The 12,899-nt window shown below is 55.6% G+C and carries 13 protein-coding genes; 10 read left to right on the top strand and 3 right to left on the bottom strand.

Translation table 11 applies throughout. The features are described from left to right. Positions 1 to 16 precede the first annotated feature (16 nt). The 5 genes from meaB to GSQ86_RS08680 all read left to right on the top strand — a co-directional run bounded on the left by meaB (position 17) and on the right by GSQ86_RS08680 (position 2,819). Complete coding sequence (gene meaB, locus GSQ86_RS08660; RefSeq protein ID WP_158749571.1) at positions 17 to 991, top strand: methylmalonyl Co-A mutase-associated GTPase MeaB; 975 nt, start codon at positions 17 to 19, stop codon at positions 989 to 991. 6 nt (positions 992 to 997) lie between these two features. After that, positions 998 to 1,405, top strand: coding sequence for a methylmalonyl-CoA epimerase (mce, locus tag GSQ86_RS08665; RefSeq protein ID WP_158749572.1), 408 nt, complete (start codon positions 998 to 1,000; stop codon positions 1,403 to 1,405). Beyond that, complete coding sequence (tsaB, locus tag GSQ86_RS08670) at positions 1,406 to 2,059, top strand: tRNA (adenosine(37)-N6)-threonylcarbamoyltransferase complex dimerization subunit type 1 TsaB (RefSeq protein ID WP_158749573.1); 654 nt, start codon at positions 1,406 to 1,408, stop codon at positions 2,057 to 2,059. Next, positions 2,056 to 2,535 (top strand): GNAT family N-acetyltransferase, encoded by a 480-nt coding sequence (locus GSQ86_RS08675; RefSeq protein WP_158749574.1) that lies wholly within the window; start codon positions 2,056 to 2,058, stop codon positions 2,533 to 2,535. Before tsaB ends, GSQ86_RS08675 begins: the two co-directional genes overlap by 4 nt. A gap of 74 nt (positions 2,536 to 2,609) precedes the next feature. Then, positions 2,610 to 2,819 (top strand): YdcH family protein, encoded by a 210-nt coding sequence (locus GSQ86_RS08680; RefSeq protein WP_254062261.1) that lies wholly within the window; start codon positions 2,610 to 2,612, stop codon positions 2,817 to 2,819. A 163-nt stretch (positions 2,820 to 2,982) separates the two neighbouring features. Here GSQ86_RS08680 and GSQ86_RS08685 read toward each other — a convergent pair whose 3' ends face one another. Further along, the gene (locus GSQ86_RS08685) at positions 2,983 to 3,945 is read right to left on the bottom strand and encodes a YihY/virulence factor BrkB family protein (RefSeq protein WP_158749576.1); all 963 of its coding nucleotides are present in this window, start codon (positions 3,943 to 3,945) and stop codon (positions 2,983 to 2,985) included. 124 nt (positions 3,946 to 4,069) lie between these two features. On the opposite strand from GSQ86_RS08685, the gene GSQ86_RS08690 reads away from it, so the two are divergent. Then, the gene (locus GSQ86_RS08690) at positions 4,070 to 4,807 is read left to right on the top strand and encodes a dienelactone hydrolase family protein (RefSeq protein WP_158749577.1); all 738 of its coding nucleotides are present in this window, start codon (positions 4,070 to 4,072) and stop codon (positions 4,805 to 4,807) included. 171 nt (positions 4,808 to 4,978) lie between these two features. Next, entirely contained in the window at positions 4,979 to 5,326 is a 348-nt protein-coding gene (locus tag GSQ86_RS08695) for a helix-turn-helix domain-containing protein (protein ID WP_158749578.1), read from the top strand. A gap of 147 nt (positions 5,327 to 5,473) precedes the next feature. Here GSQ86_RS08695 and GSQ86_RS08700 read toward each other — a convergent pair whose 3' ends face one another. Together GSQ86_RS08700 and GSQ86_RS23365 are read right to left on the bottom strand one after the other, a co-directional pair. Continuing rightward, complete coding sequence (locus tag GSQ86_RS08700; RefSeq protein WP_158749579.1) at positions 5,474 to 6,391, bottom strand: rhomboid family intramembrane serine protease; 918 nt, start codon at positions 6,389 to 6,391, stop codon at positions 5,474 to 5,476. Between the two features lie 92 nt (positions 6,392 to 6,483). After that, entirely contained in the window at positions 6,484 to 7,458 is a 975-nt protein-coding gene (locus tag GSQ86_RS23365; RefSeq protein WP_254062242.1) for an energy transducer TonB, read from the bottom strand. Positions 7,459 to 7,776: 318 nt separating this feature from the next. Here GSQ86_RS23365 and purH point away from each other — a divergent pair, with 318 nt between their 5' ends. The 3 genes from purH to dgt all read left to right on the top strand — a co-directional run bounded on the left by purH (position 7,777) and on the right by dgt (position 12,897). Beyond that, positions 7,777 to 9,360 carry a bifunctional phosphoribosylaminoimidazolecarboxamide formyltransferase/IMP cyclohydrolase gene (purH, locus tag GSQ86_RS08710; protein ID WP_158749580.1) on the top strand — a complete coding sequence of 528 codons (1,584 nt, stop codon included), beginning with the start codon at positions 7,777 to 7,779 and terminating at the stop codon, positions 9,358 to 9,360. 235 nt (positions 9,361 to 9,595) lie between these two features. Further along, positions 9,596 to 11,737 carry a tetratricopeptide repeat protein gene (locus GSQ86_RS08715; protein ID WP_254062243.1) on the top strand — a complete coding sequence of 714 codons (2,142 nt, stop codon included), beginning with the start codon at positions 9,596 to 9,598 and terminating at the stop codon, positions 11,735 to 11,737. 2 nt (positions 11,738 to 11,739) lie between these two features. Then, positions 11,740 to 12,897 (top strand): dGTP triphosphohydrolase, encoded by a 1,158-nt coding sequence (gene dgt / locus GSQ86_RS08720; RefSeq protein WP_158749582.1) that lies wholly within the window; start codon positions 11,740 to 11,742, stop codon positions 12,895 to 12,897. Positions 12,898 to 12,899: the final 2 nt, after the last annotated feature.

Raw genomic sequence — 12,899 nt, forward strand, 5'->3', positions numbered from 1 at the left:
ATGATTGCTTGTCGAGATGACTCAGACTCTTCCCAGCGAGAAGCCGCAAATTTTGTCGTTCATCGATCGCCTTCGCAGCGGCGATGTACGTGCGCTGGCGCGTGCTGTTTCTCTGGTCGAAAATGACGCTCCGCTTGCCGCGGAGGTTCTGTCGGAGTGTTTTCCTTTTACAGGCAGGGCGTTGCGAATCGGAATCACGGGCTCTCCGGGAGCGGGGAAGAGCACGATTGTCGATAAGTTGGCGCGGCATTATCGTGCGAGCGGGATCAGTGTCGGAGTGATTGCCGTCGATCCGACCAGTGCATTTACCGGCGGAGCGATTCTCGGCGACCGCATTCGCATGCAGGAGAATCTCGGCGACACCGGATTCTACGTGCGCAGCATGGCAACGCGCGGAGCGCTGGGGGGGCTGGCGCGCACGACTGCCGACGTTGCTTCGGTGATTGAAGCTAGCGGCAAAGACGTAATCCTGATCGAGACCGTAGGTGTCGGGCAGGATGAGATCGATATTGTGCGTCTTGCAGATGTGACCGTCGTGGTGCTGGTTCCGGGCATGGGCGACGATGTCCAGAGTTTGAAGGCCGGTGTCATGGAGATTGGCGATATCTTCGTGGTGAATAAGGCGGACCGGGAGGGCGCAGACCGCGTCGAGAAAGAAGTGCGCGCGATGCAGTCCCTGGCCACCCAACACGGTGACTGGATTTCCCCAGTAGTGAAGACCGTTGCGTCGACTGGCGAAGGTATCGACAGATTGACGGAAGCGATTGCGCAGATGAAAGAATGGCTGGAGAGCGAAGGACGCATGGAGTCACGTCGCAGGCGCTACTGGCGTGAGCGCATTCTTGAAATGATGCGGCAGTCGCTGATGCGCCAGGTGCGGGAGCATGGCCTGAGCGATGCGGAACTCGAAGCGCATGTCGAACGCGTCGTCAGCAAGGAAGAAGACCCCTATAAGCTGGTGCCGGAACTGGTAACACGCGTCCTAAGGTAGAAAAGCATGGCAAAAATCGATCATCTCGGAATTGCAGTAAGAAGCATCGCGGCTGCGCGTGGCTTCTATGAATCCCTTGACCTGCATATTGTGCAACAGGAGACGATTGAGCATGAACAGGTCCGCGTCGCAATGATTCCGGTGGATGAGAGCCGCATCGAGCTCCTCGAGCCAATGGCGGAGGATTCGCCGGTGGGACGGTTTCTGGCGAAGCGCGGCGAAGGGCTGCATCATGTGGCGCTGCATGTGGATGATATTTCGTCTACGCTGGAAGAGTTGAAAGCGAAGGGGGCGCGTCTGATCTCTGACGAAATTCAAATAGGCGCGGGCGGGCACCTCTACTTCTTTGTACATCCTTCGAGCGCGGGGGGAGTGCTGCTCGAAATCTGCCAGGACCCGATCGCGGACGTATAAATGCTACTAGCCATTGACACCTGCGGAAGTACCGGCACGCTCGCACTGGCGCGGCGCGATGGTGAGCGCATCTCTGTGCTTGCGACTGCGGAGCTTGCGGGAAAGACATATGCGGCGTTGCTGGTGCCGCAGCTCCGCGCCCTGCTGGAGCAGCAAAATGCAGGCTTGCGCGATGTGGAAGCGATTATTGTTGTGAATGGTCCGGGCAGCTTTACCGGGGTGCGAGTTGGCGTTAGCGCCACAAAGGGGCTGGCGGAGTTGTTCGCCACGCCGGCGATTGCCGTATCGCGGCTACGAGTGCTGGCGCAGAAAGCGGGCAGGCGGGCTGCGGCGCTGGATGCCGGCCGCGGCGAATTTTATTTCGGGAACTACGCAGACGGCGAGGAGGAGGCGCTTCTCTCCGTGGATGAATTGCGTATATCGACTGCGGGTTCTGAACTTGCTGTCTGCGAAGAGAAAGCCTCGACCGCATTTCCGGAAGCACTCCTCGTCTCGGCTCCGGCGGCGTCAGATGCCCTGGAGTTAGCTTTACCGAGACTGCTGTCGGGTGACTTCGACGATCTCGCATCGCTAGACGGCAATTACCTGCGTCGTTCCGACGCTGAGCTTTTTGCCAGACCCGCAACGCAGACAAGCAAGTTGCAAAGCGCATGAGCTGGACGATTCGGCGCATGATCGTGGGCGATGTCGATTTGGTGCTGAAGATCGCCGAGGAAATTCCAGAAGCCCCTCATTGGAACCACAAAGCATACGAAAGCTTTATCGAGTCTGAAATCGACACTGGTTTGCAGCGTGTCGGATTCGTGGCCGAATCGCAGGAGCGCCTCTTGGGATTTTCCATCGGCAAGCTTGTGGCGGGAGTTTGTGAGTTGGAATCGATCGCCGTGCTCTCTTCAGAGCGAGGGCGAGGGATCGGAAGAGCCCTGCTGCATGCCTTCATGCAGTGGGCAAATATCCATCAGGCAGTTCGTCTCGAGCTTGAGGTTCGCGCGTCAAATAGCGGAGCTATAAGGCTTTATGGATTTTTTGAATTACGACGCGAAGGGCTGCGAAAGAATTATTACAGTTCCCCGAAAGAAGATGCCGTATTAATGGGTACCGCGCTCCCGGTCAGTGGAAAACTTACTTGAAAAACGCTTTGCAAGTGGGCTTCCCCGGTGCTAGTTTGATCGTCTCAAAGGTATAGGAGGTGTTTTCCGTGGATATGGAAACGTTCGGTTCACCGAATAATGAGGTTATGCACCGTCTGGAGGAGCAACACCGGCATTATTCGGATAAGTTGGAAAGCTTGCTCCAGAAACCCTACCTTTCAGCTGACGAACAGCTTGAAGAAGTCCGCCTTAAAAAACTTAAATTATCTGTGAAGGATCAGATGATGGCGCTGCAAAGCGGCGTCTTTCATCACGTCGCCTAATCGCCTTACTGGACGCCTACAACCCGCGCGCCGGGCTTGAGGGCTTGTGTGCGCGGGCACACCTCTACAGCGATTGTGTTTACCCAAAGCAAGTGCGATCGAATTTCACCGCACGCAAGGAATTCCTACCCATAACATTCTGAATATCTTGCCCGCACCGCATTTATAGAGGCGTGGAAATTTGTCCCGAGGACAACGGAGCCGGAGCCGCAGGTGACGGTCCTGAGGTCGGCCGCGGCTCCGGAACAAGGCATTCCGATTGTCGTTTCCTGCGGCGCTTTCCGAGTTCTGCATTCAGCTCGGCTCCAGTGAGCACGGCAAGTGAAGTGATATACAGCCATAGCATCAAGCCGATCACGGCGCCGAGAGAGCCATACGTCTTGTTGTAATTCGAGAGGTGGCTGAGATAGAAGCTCAATCCGAAAGAGCCGAGAAACCAGACGCCAACCGCAACAGAGGCCCCGGGTAAGGTCGAGATAAAGCTGTGGCGTGCGTGCGGTCCCAGATAGTACATCAGCTCAAGTGCCATGACGAACATGAGGATCGTGATGGTCCACCTCAAAATTGGCCAGACCATTGTGAACGATGGAGGGACGGGAAAGAAGAATGCGAAAAAACGTCCGAAGTGAGGGCCGACGAGGATCATTAAAAGCGAAAAGACCCCAAGGCCGCCAACGGTGAACGTCAAAATCAAAGCCTGCAGACGATCCCTCCACCACGGTCGGGATTTGGCGACGTCATAAGCGATGTCGAGTGCTTCGATGAGAGCGGAGAAGCCGCCGGTGGCCGCCCACAGGTAGCTGAGAATTCCGAAGGAAAGTATTTTCACGTGCCCCGGTTCGAGAATGCTCAGCACGACGGAATCGATCAGCTGCATCGATTCAGGCGGCATGAGCGCGGCCAACATTCCCAGCAGCTGATCAACGATATTGGAGACGGGCAGGAATCGGAGCAGCGATGCAAAGACAATCAGCAGCGGCACGAGCGATAGCAGGGAGTAGTAGGCCAGAGCCGCGGCTACAGTAAACGCGCGGGAACGGCATAACTCGTTAAAGACAACTACAGCGAGTCCGGCTGCCTTCCGGCAGGACTGCCCTACATCATCGGCCAGCTTCTTAGTTGTCATGTCCGCAGCCCATTTGTTCCGATGAAGGTTGACCCGATCGTGGATGCGTCAGTGACTTGCCATCTTTGTGATATCAGTGCAATATCCATGCGATGCCTGACTTTCTTCCTGATGGGGTTCCATTATGAAACAAGTTGTTCTGCTTTTGTTCTTAGTTGCGTCCACCTGTTTTGGCGCGACGCCACAAGCCATTACCTTTCCCAGCGGCTCGGAGACCGCGTCCGGTCTACTGTATCTTCCCACAGGGCCGGGTCCGCATCCGGCAATTGTAGTCATTCAGGAGTGGTGGGGCGTTGTGGATTGGATCAAAGAGCAATCCAGCCGCTTCGCCGATGAGGGCTACGTGACACTGGCAGTCGATCTTTATCGGGGAAAGACCGCCATGGATCCGGAGATGGCGCATGAGCTTTCGCGCGGGCTTCCGCAAGACCAGGGTGTGCGGGATCTGGCGTCCGCTTTTCAATTTTTAGCGAAACGCAAAGACGTGGACGCAAAACGCATCGGCGCCGTTGGCTGGTGCATGGGCGGCGGCTATGCAGCCCAGCTGGCTGTCGCGGAGCCGGCATTGCGCGCCGTAGCCATCAATTACGGAGCTCTGCCCACGGACAAGGCCGCGCTCGAAAAGATTCACGCCAGGGTGCTGGGAAACTTCGGCGGGCTTGACCATGGGATACCGCCGGACGCGGTGCAGGGATTTGCCAATTCCATGAAGGGCCTGGGAAAACCGGTGGATGTAAAGATCTATCCCGACGCAGGACATGCCTTCGAGAATCCGAGCAACAAACAGGGCTATAAGCCGGAAGACGCGGAAGACGCGCAGAAGCGAATTCAACAATTCTTTGTTCAAACGTTGAAACCGTGAGGCTTAATCGTTACCCGCAATGAACCATCGGTGGTTCGTAACGGGTAACGATTACTAAATAAACAAAAAAGTTCTTGATTCAAACGTTTCAGCATGTTAACTATGCAGCCAATAACAAAAAAAACCACCTTTTGGAAATCAAAAGGGGAAATGTGGACATAGGACCACACTATGAAAATTGGAATAACGATTCGGGGTTATCGGTTGCAAAAAGGGTTGTCGCAGGGAGATATAGAAAAGCGCACCGGCCTGCTGCGCTGTTACCTGTCGAGAGTGGAAAACGGTCATACCGTTCCTTCGCTCGACACTTTGTCCAAGATCGCAAGTGCGTTGGATTTGCCGCTCTCACAGTTTTTCACCGAAGACTCGCTGGACCGCGACCTGAATACCAGGACGCTTTCTGACGATGAGCTTCGCTTTCTTACGCAGATACGCCGCTACTCTTCCAACCTGAATGACAGCGACCGCAAGTTGCTGCTCGCGATGGTGAAGAAGTTCGCTACCACAGCGGTTCGCTGAATCAGCATGGCGCGTCCCCTGCGCCGGAAATAATTTCTGTGATCGAGCCTCGCTGCCGGAAGGTGGCAGCGGGGCATCGCTCCATCACAGTGCCGTACAAGACTTCAGCTTAAAATCAGCTGCATTCAGTAGCGTACGGACCTGCTGCTAGAAGTGCGGCCTTCCTTCGGCGTAGAACGAATGGACCCCGAAGGCAAGCAGCAGCAGCAGAAAGCTCATGCCAAGCACGGCTATCCAGCGTCGGCGAAGGAAGACCTCGCGACGCGCGCCGATGCGGGGAACGAGCGGAAGGGCGAACGCCAGGCCGCTGAGAAATCCGCCGAGATGCGCCATGTTGTCGATCTGGATGGCTGTTCCAGCCACCCAGGTGCCTGCTCCAATGACGAAGTTCAGCACGGCAAACCAGATGACGCTCTTGCGCAGGCGCTGCACTTCTATCTTCGGCAACGGCAGCAGAGGCGATTTCAGCAATATGATTAGTGCTCCGGCAAGGCCGAAGACGGCGCCCGAGGCTCCTGCGCCAACAATGCCACCCAATCCTCCGGGTGAGCCAGGGTGAACGGCGGTACTCAGCAGGTTGCCGCCGATTCCGGTCAAAATGTAAGCCGCGAACATGCCGAAGGGGCCGATCAGCGGCTCGCCCAGAAGGCCGAGGTTCCACAGGCACCACATGTTGGTAGCCAGATGGATGATGCCGACGTGGACGAAGGTCGCTGTCAGCAGCCGCCACCACTCGCCTAGGTAAAGAACGTAGGGCCCATAGTCCGCGCCCCAGAAGAGCAGCTGTCTTGGGGTAGGCTCGATGATCGAGACGCCGCTGAAAAGCATGCCCAGAAAAACCAAGCAATTAATGGCGACGAGAATGTAAGTAGCCGGCGCATAAGCCCAGCGCGGTTTGCGGGCAGGCTGCGGAGGTGGCATGGATTGCGGCTGCGGCGGCTGGTAGTAGTAGGCCTGCTGCTGTGTATCTCCGCTACCCTCAGGCGGCAAGATCTCCGGTTCGACCTGGGAAGAGCGAAACGGACCATTGCCGTTTCCCGGATTGTTCTGCCATGATGCGCTCATACTCGCCTAATCTAACCTTAACGCAGTTTGGGCCTATCTGCTTCGCGCGGTCTTTTTCACCCAGTCTCTTGCCCTCACCGGTGAATCGGCTTTCATCTCGAGCCGAGGCTGAATATTACATATGCCTCGGTGTCAACTTCTACAGGCTCGCCATTTAACAGATATGGCTTATATACCCACTGTCGTACGGCGTCTAGTGCGGCTTGCTGCAGCATTAGCGGACCTGAAAGTACGCGAAGAGATTGGATATGACCCTCCCTGGAGATCGTCGCGTCGAAGATGACGGTACCCTGTATGTGAGCTTCTTTGGCCTCCATCGGGTATTTGGGTGCAACTTTCTTTATCTGACGTCCTGTGTCACTCAGACTTTGAACCTGCGATAAGGAGATACGCTTTGTTACCGGGATCGCATCTGCAGGGACTGCCGTGGTCAATTGGGAAGCTTCGCTAAGTGGTTCAAGCGTGTCGATATGAATTGTAAGTGAAGGTCTTGCCTGGAAATAGAGTTGTATATCGCGAGGAATATAGCGGCCTTGAAACTGAAAAAAATGACTGAACAATGTCTGGCGAACCAAACTGCGGGTATTCGAGTACAAAAGAACTGGTTTCTTGGGATCAAAACAATAAGATATTGAGTCTTCGTCTGCTTTTTCGCCGTGGCGGCTCAACGCAGAGCAGGTTAGCTCGGTAGTGCCGAATTTGCGAATCAGATCTTGTTTATCCAAATCCTGAATATCTTCGGGAGAAGGGACGGGTTGAAGGATTGCTGATCTGAGCAGTCGTAATGGATCAAGAGGCCAGCCCGGCGCGCCCGAATGGAAGATGCCGTGATCTGTGCCGTACTCTTCCTGGGAAAATTCTGAGCCATGGTAAACAAGCTTATAGTCCCTTTCGCTCACCCACCATTCTTCGAATGTTCCCTGGTCTTTTGATTTGCCGTCGGAATCAAAGATTTGATAGCTAGCCGTCAAATGCCATGGCTGTCTATTCGTGTCCTGCAAACCATTTAATTCCCACCCGAGTTGCAAGCGTTCTGTCGGATCAGTTGGAAGGGGTGGTGGATTCACTTGAACTACAGATGTTGGCGATTGTGTAGTGGGCGTGTCGGCGGGCGATTGCGAAGGAGCCGAAGTCTGTGCGAAACCAAGGAGTAGAAGAGCAGCAAGAGACAGGGATAGCATCTATAAACCTTTAGGTCTTTGTGGGGTGACAATTTGCTTATTGTTTATTTCCGGAATTCTATCAATCTTTCTTTGTATGAATCACGGTTCGACCAAACCAAATAGCTGAGAACCCATATTTCCGGGAGGCCAGGGACACTCTGCGCCGGATACGCGCTTCGCTTACAATCAAAGTTCACCCTTTCATTTCCAAGGAGCACGGTTTTGAGCAGCAATAAGCAGGTGCGGCGCGCACTTTTGAGCGTCACTGACAAGAGCGGTCTGGTTGAGTTTGCCCGCAAATTGACCAAGTATGGCGTGGAACTGGTATCCACCGGCGGCACAGCCAAGGCTCTGCGCGATGCTGGACTTGCGGTGCGCGATATTTCCGAGCTGACCGGCTTTCCAGAGATGCTTGATGGCCGTGTGAAGACGCTCCATCCCAAAGTGCATGGCGGCATTCTGCATATTCGCGAAAATGCCCAGCACGTAGCCGCGGTTGAAGAGCACGGCATTGAGCCGATCGATATGGTGGTCGTGAATCTCTATGCCTTCGAGAAGACGGCAGCACGCGAGGGCGCGAAGTTTGCCGAGGTGATCGAAAATATTGATATCGGCGGCCCCTCGATGGTGCGCTCCGCTGCCAAGAATTTTGAAGATGTGGCGATTGTTACTTCAACAGCCGATTATCCGGCTCTGGCTGAAGAGTTGGCGGCCAACGCAGGCACGCTGAGCCGCGAAACCCGCTGGCGTCTGGCGAAAAAGGCTTTCGCGGTCACGGCAGCTTACGATACGGCCATCGCCAATACGCTGGAGAAAATAGCGTCACCCGAACCGGCAGAAGCGCCGGTACAGTTTGCTGATCCGGCGACGGCAGCTTTTCCCGAGGCGTTACGCATCAATTACCCACTGGCCATGAGTCTGCGCTATGGCGAAAATCCGCATCAGAAAGCGGCGCTCTATGCCGATGGCTCCGGTACCGGAATCGCCGGCGGCAAGCAGCTTCAGGGTAAGGAGCTGAGCTACAACAATCTGGTGGATCTCGATGCGTGCTGGGACCTGGCGCAGGAATTCGATGAGCCGGGAGTTGCCATCATCAAGCATACGAATCCCTGCGGCGCGGCGACGGGCGCAACCATCCTTGAGGCTTATCAGAAGGCGCTGGCGGCTGATCCGGTGTCGGCGTTTGGCGGCGTGATCGGAATTAACCGCGAGGTGGATGAGGCTGCCGCGGAGGAGATTGCCAAGCTGTTCGTTGAAGCGATTGCCGCGCCGAGCTTCTCGGAAGCTGCACGTCTCCGCTTTGCCGCGAAAAAGAATTTGCGTCTGGTCGAAGTGAAGTCTGCCCAGACCGAACGCGTCGTCAAGCAGGTCTCAGGTGGAATGCTTCTGCAGGACGCAGACCACGGTCACGTTATTGCTGCTGAATTAAAGACGGTGACAGAGCGCAAACCGACCGAGGACGAGCTGGCAGCGCTGCTTTTTGCATGGCGTGTCTGCAAGCATGTGAAATCAAATGCGATTGTCTATGCGCGCAACGGGCAAACCATCAGCGTTGGGGCGGGGCAGATGAGCCGCGTGGACGCAGCAAAGTTTGGCGCTCTGAAGGCGATTCTGCCGCTCGAAGGCTGCGTTGCCGCTTCTGACGCTTTCTTCCCGTTTCCTGACGGACTGGAAACAGTGGTTGCGGCAGGGGCGACGGCGGTAATTCAGCCAGGCGGCTCGGTCCGCGACGATGAAGTGATTGCCGCCGCGAATCGGCTGGGCGTGGCGATGGTTTTCACCGGAATGCGGCATTTCCGGCACTGAAATTAGCTAGATACCAGATAGCTCCATCTTAGCTTCGCGAAGGTGGGGCACCAGCTTTTGTTGCTGCTTAGCCCAAAGTCCTGAGCGTGGCAAATCTGCTCTGCGACACAATCCGGTTTACAATCGTCTTATAAAGACTAGAGGCTGCTTAAAATCAGAGCGGCGTCCAAATATAGGCCGAAGTTGCATGTCGCGCGGCTGCACAATGCTTCGAAGCCACTGGCAGGGGTTCTCCTTGAAGCAAATTCGCAAGGTTCCGTTCGTTCGCAGTCATCGTCTCCTTACCGTGGCTACCCTGGCGGTGGCTGCTGTGTACCAGCCTATGTATGGGCAGAGCAATACGCCTGCCGCACCTTCCAAGCCTGCTGGATCCGATACGGCCCCACAACCGACAGATCGCGCCGCAGCCTACTATCACTATGCGCTTGCCCACAGTTACGAGGAGATGGCCACGACTTACGGCCGTCCTGAATACGCCACGCGCGCCATTGAAGAGTACAAGCTCGCGCTCAATGCCGATCCGGAATCTCCATATCTGAACGCACACCTGGCAGAGCTGTACTTTGAAACCGGGCGCGTACGCGATGCGATTGCTGCCGCAGAAGCAGAGATCAAGAAGAATCCTGACAATCTTGAGGCGCATAAGCTGTTGGGCCGCATTTACCTCCGGTCGCTTGGGAATATGCAGAACGGTGGTCCGGCGGACCAGATGCTGAAGCTGGCAATCGGCGAATACACCGAGATTGTTCGGCTGGAGCCCAATAAGACGGAGAACCGCCTGCTGCTGGGCCGACTTTACACTCTGAGCCATGACTCTGCTCACGCTGAAGAGCAGTTCCGAGCCGCTCAGAAGATTGACCCTGATTCTGAAGATGTAGTTTTGAATATTGCGGGCCTCTACAGTGAGCAGGGCGACAATAAACGCGCCGTTCAGATACTCTCCGCGCTGCCTCCGGATGACCAGACCGCCAAGACGCTTTATGCCCTGGGTCAGACCTACGACCAGATGAAGGACAACAAGAATGCTCTGGCCTCCTACCAGAAAGCGTTCGATCTTGAGCCGGACAATCTCGATGTAGAGCGCGCGTTGGCGCAGGCACAGCTTACTGACGGACAGGAAGCGGCTGCGCTGAAGTCTTTCAAGGATGTGGCCTCGGGAGATCCAAGCGACGCGCAGAGCCTGCTGCGGATTGCGGAGATCGAACGTCGCCAGGGCAAGTACGACGATTCGCTCACGACGCTCAAAAAGGCCAAGGATCTGGTTTCTGATTCGCTGGAAATTAATTTCAACGAAGCGCTAACCTATGACGCGCTTGGCCAGTATGACCACGCAGCGCAGATTCTCGAAAAGCTTGTCAGCGATTCAGAACATGTAACCGGTCAATATTCGGATAGCGAGAAGAACAACCGCTCGATCTTCCTCGACCGTCTCGCCAATGTGTATCGCGAACAGGGTAAAACCGATCAGGCAGTTGCGACCTACCAGAAGATGGCTGACATGGGCGGAGATTACGTTCTGCGCGGCTATACAAATATGGTCGATGCCTACCGCGACGCGCACGAATACGATAAGGCGACGGCTGCTGCCCGCGAGGCGGTCACGAAGCTTGCGAACGACAAGGACGCCGATCGCGATGCCAAGTTGATGCTGGCAGCACAGCTGGCGGATACGGGTAAGACCGAAGAGGGGCTGAATCTGGCGAAAAGCCTGCTCAACGATTCCGACCCGGGGAATCAACGGTCCGTGCAATTGCGGCTGGCGGAGATTTATACGCACCTGAAGAAATGGAAAGAAGCAGGCGAGGCCATCGACAAGGCCGAAGCGCTTTCGAAAACTCCAGATGACAAGGTATATGTCTACTTCCTGCGCGGAACGCTCGAAGAACGCCAGAAGCACTATGACGAAGCTGAGGCTCAGTTCCGTAAGCTGCTTGAGATCGATCCGAACAATTCGCTTACGCTCAACTATCTCGGCTACATGATGGCCGATCGCGGCGTGCGTCTGCAGGAAGCACTGGCGATGATCAAGAAAGCTGTTCAGCTTGATCCGCAAAACTACGCATATCTGGACTCTTTGGGATGGGCCTATTACAAGATGGGTGACTATACAGAGGCCGAAGATAGTCTGACGAAAGCTGTGGCTCGCAACAGCACCGATCCTACTGTTCACGACCATCTTGGCGAGGTTTACGAAAAAACGAATCGCCTGAAGCTGGCGGCCGCGCAGTGGGAACAGTCGCTCAATCAGTATGCCAAGACGGTTCCAGCCGACGCCGATCCCGGCGATATCAGCAAGGTGCAGAAGAAGCTTGATAGCGCACGCGTCCGGCTGGCAAAGGAATCCTCAGGCTCGCTGGACAATAACAGCAAGCAATAACTATGGCGCTTCCCGCAGGCTGCCGAGTCTCTGACGCCGCAGGCGATCCGCTTGCGGCGCGTGTTTTTGCCGAGCCGCCGCATCCGTATCGTTCTCCTTTTCAGCGTGATCGCGGTCGCATTATTCATGCCCGCGCTTTTCGCCGGCTCGCAGGCAAGACGCAAGTCTTCACGCATCGATATTCAGATCATTTCCGCAGCCGCCTCACACATACGATGGAAGTTGCGCAGATTGCGCGCACCGTTGCAGCGACACTCGGACTCGACGAAGACCTGACGGAAGCGCTGGCGCTGGTGCATGACATTGGGCATCCACCCTTTGGCCATGCCGGCGAACGAGCTCTCGATGAAGCATTGCGCGGCCACGGTTTGCGCTTCGATCACAACCTGCATGCGCTGCGTATCGTGGAGCACTTCGAGTTGCGGTATGCCGCATTTCGCGGATTGAATTTAACGCTTGCCGTGCGCGAAGGCATTATCAAGCATTCGCATGATTATTCAACCGCCGAGCATCCGGAGCTTGCCGCCTACCTGCTCGATAAAAGGCCACCGCTCGAAGCGCAGATCATCGACCTCGCCGACGAGATTGCTTACCTCACCGCTGACCTTGACGACGGTATGGAAGCGGAAATTCTTAACACCGAAGATATTCGCCGGCATGTGCAGCTTTTCGAGCGCTTCTATCTGCCGATGAAGGCAGAGTATCCCGATGCACCGGACAAGCTGGTTTTCAATGAAGCATTGAAGCGCGTGCTCAATGCGCTGGTTGATGATCTGATCGCGGAAACAACTCGGCAGGTGAAAGCTGCTGGCGTCAGCACTCTGGACGACGTTCGCAATACTCCGTATCGTCTTGCGGCTTTTTCTCCAGCGATGGAGGCATTGCGGCTGGAAGCGAAAGGCTATCTCTATGCGCATCTTTACAACTGCGAAGAGCTGAGCCGCGATCATGATGAGGCGGAACGAGTGATCGCTGAGTTATTTGAAGCTTGGACTGCGAATCCATCGCTGCTGCCGCCGAGCTATGAATCGCGCGTCGAGGAAGAAGGCGCACCGCGGGTCGTCGCTGATTACATTGCTGGAATGACCGACAACTTCATCATGGCGCAGCACGCGGTCTTCAAAGGGCGTCATCTGGATTCTTTGCCACACCCGGAATAACG

Origin of the sequence: Acidobacterium sp. S8 (assembly GCF_009765985.1) — a bacterium.
Lineage (GTDB): Bacteria > Acidobacteriota > Terriglobia > Terriglobales > Acidobacteriaceae > Alloacidobacterium.

Excerpts from the sequence above, each read along its gene's own strand:
- tsaB (WP_158749573.1), top strand. The coding sequence starts at position 1,406 with ATGCTACTAGCCATTGACACCTGCGGAAGTACCGGCACGCTCGCACTG.
- GSQ86_RS08700 (WP_158749579.1), bottom strand. The coding sequence starts at position 6,391 with ATGAGCGCATCATGGCAGAACAATCCGGGAAACGGCAATGGTCCGTTT.
- meaB (WP_158749571.1), top strand. The coding sequence starts at position 17 with ATGACTCAGACTCTTCCCAGCGAGAAGCCGCAAATTTTGTCGTTCATC.
- GSQ86_RS08685 (WP_158749576.1), bottom strand. The coding sequence starts at position 3,945 with ATGACAACTAAGAAGCTGGCCGATGATGTAGGGCAGTCCTGCCGGAAG.
- GSQ86_RS08675 (WP_158749574.1), top strand. The coding sequence starts at position 2,056 with ATGAGCTGGACGATTCGGCGCATGATCGTGGGCGATGTCGATTTGGTG.
- mce (WP_158749572.1), top strand. The coding sequence starts at position 998 with ATGGCAAAAATCGATCATCTCGGAATTGCAGTAAGAAGCATCGCGGCT.
- GSQ86_RS08680 (WP_254062261.1), top strand. The coding sequence starts at position 2,610 with ATGGAAACGTTCGGTTCACCGAATAATGAGGTTATGCACCGTCTGGAG.
- GSQ86_RS08695 (WP_158749578.1), top strand. The coding sequence starts at position 4,979 with ATGAAAATTGGAATAACGATTCGGGGTTATCGGTTGCAAAAAGGGTTG.
- dgt (WP_158749582.1), top strand. The coding sequence starts at position 11,740 with ATGGCGCTTCCCGCAGGCTGCCGAGTCTCTGACGCCGCAGGCGATCCG.
- GSQ86_RS08690 (WP_158749577.1), top strand. The coding sequence starts at position 4,070 with ATGAAACAAGTTGTTCTGCTTTTGTTCTTAGTTGCGTCCACCTGTTTT.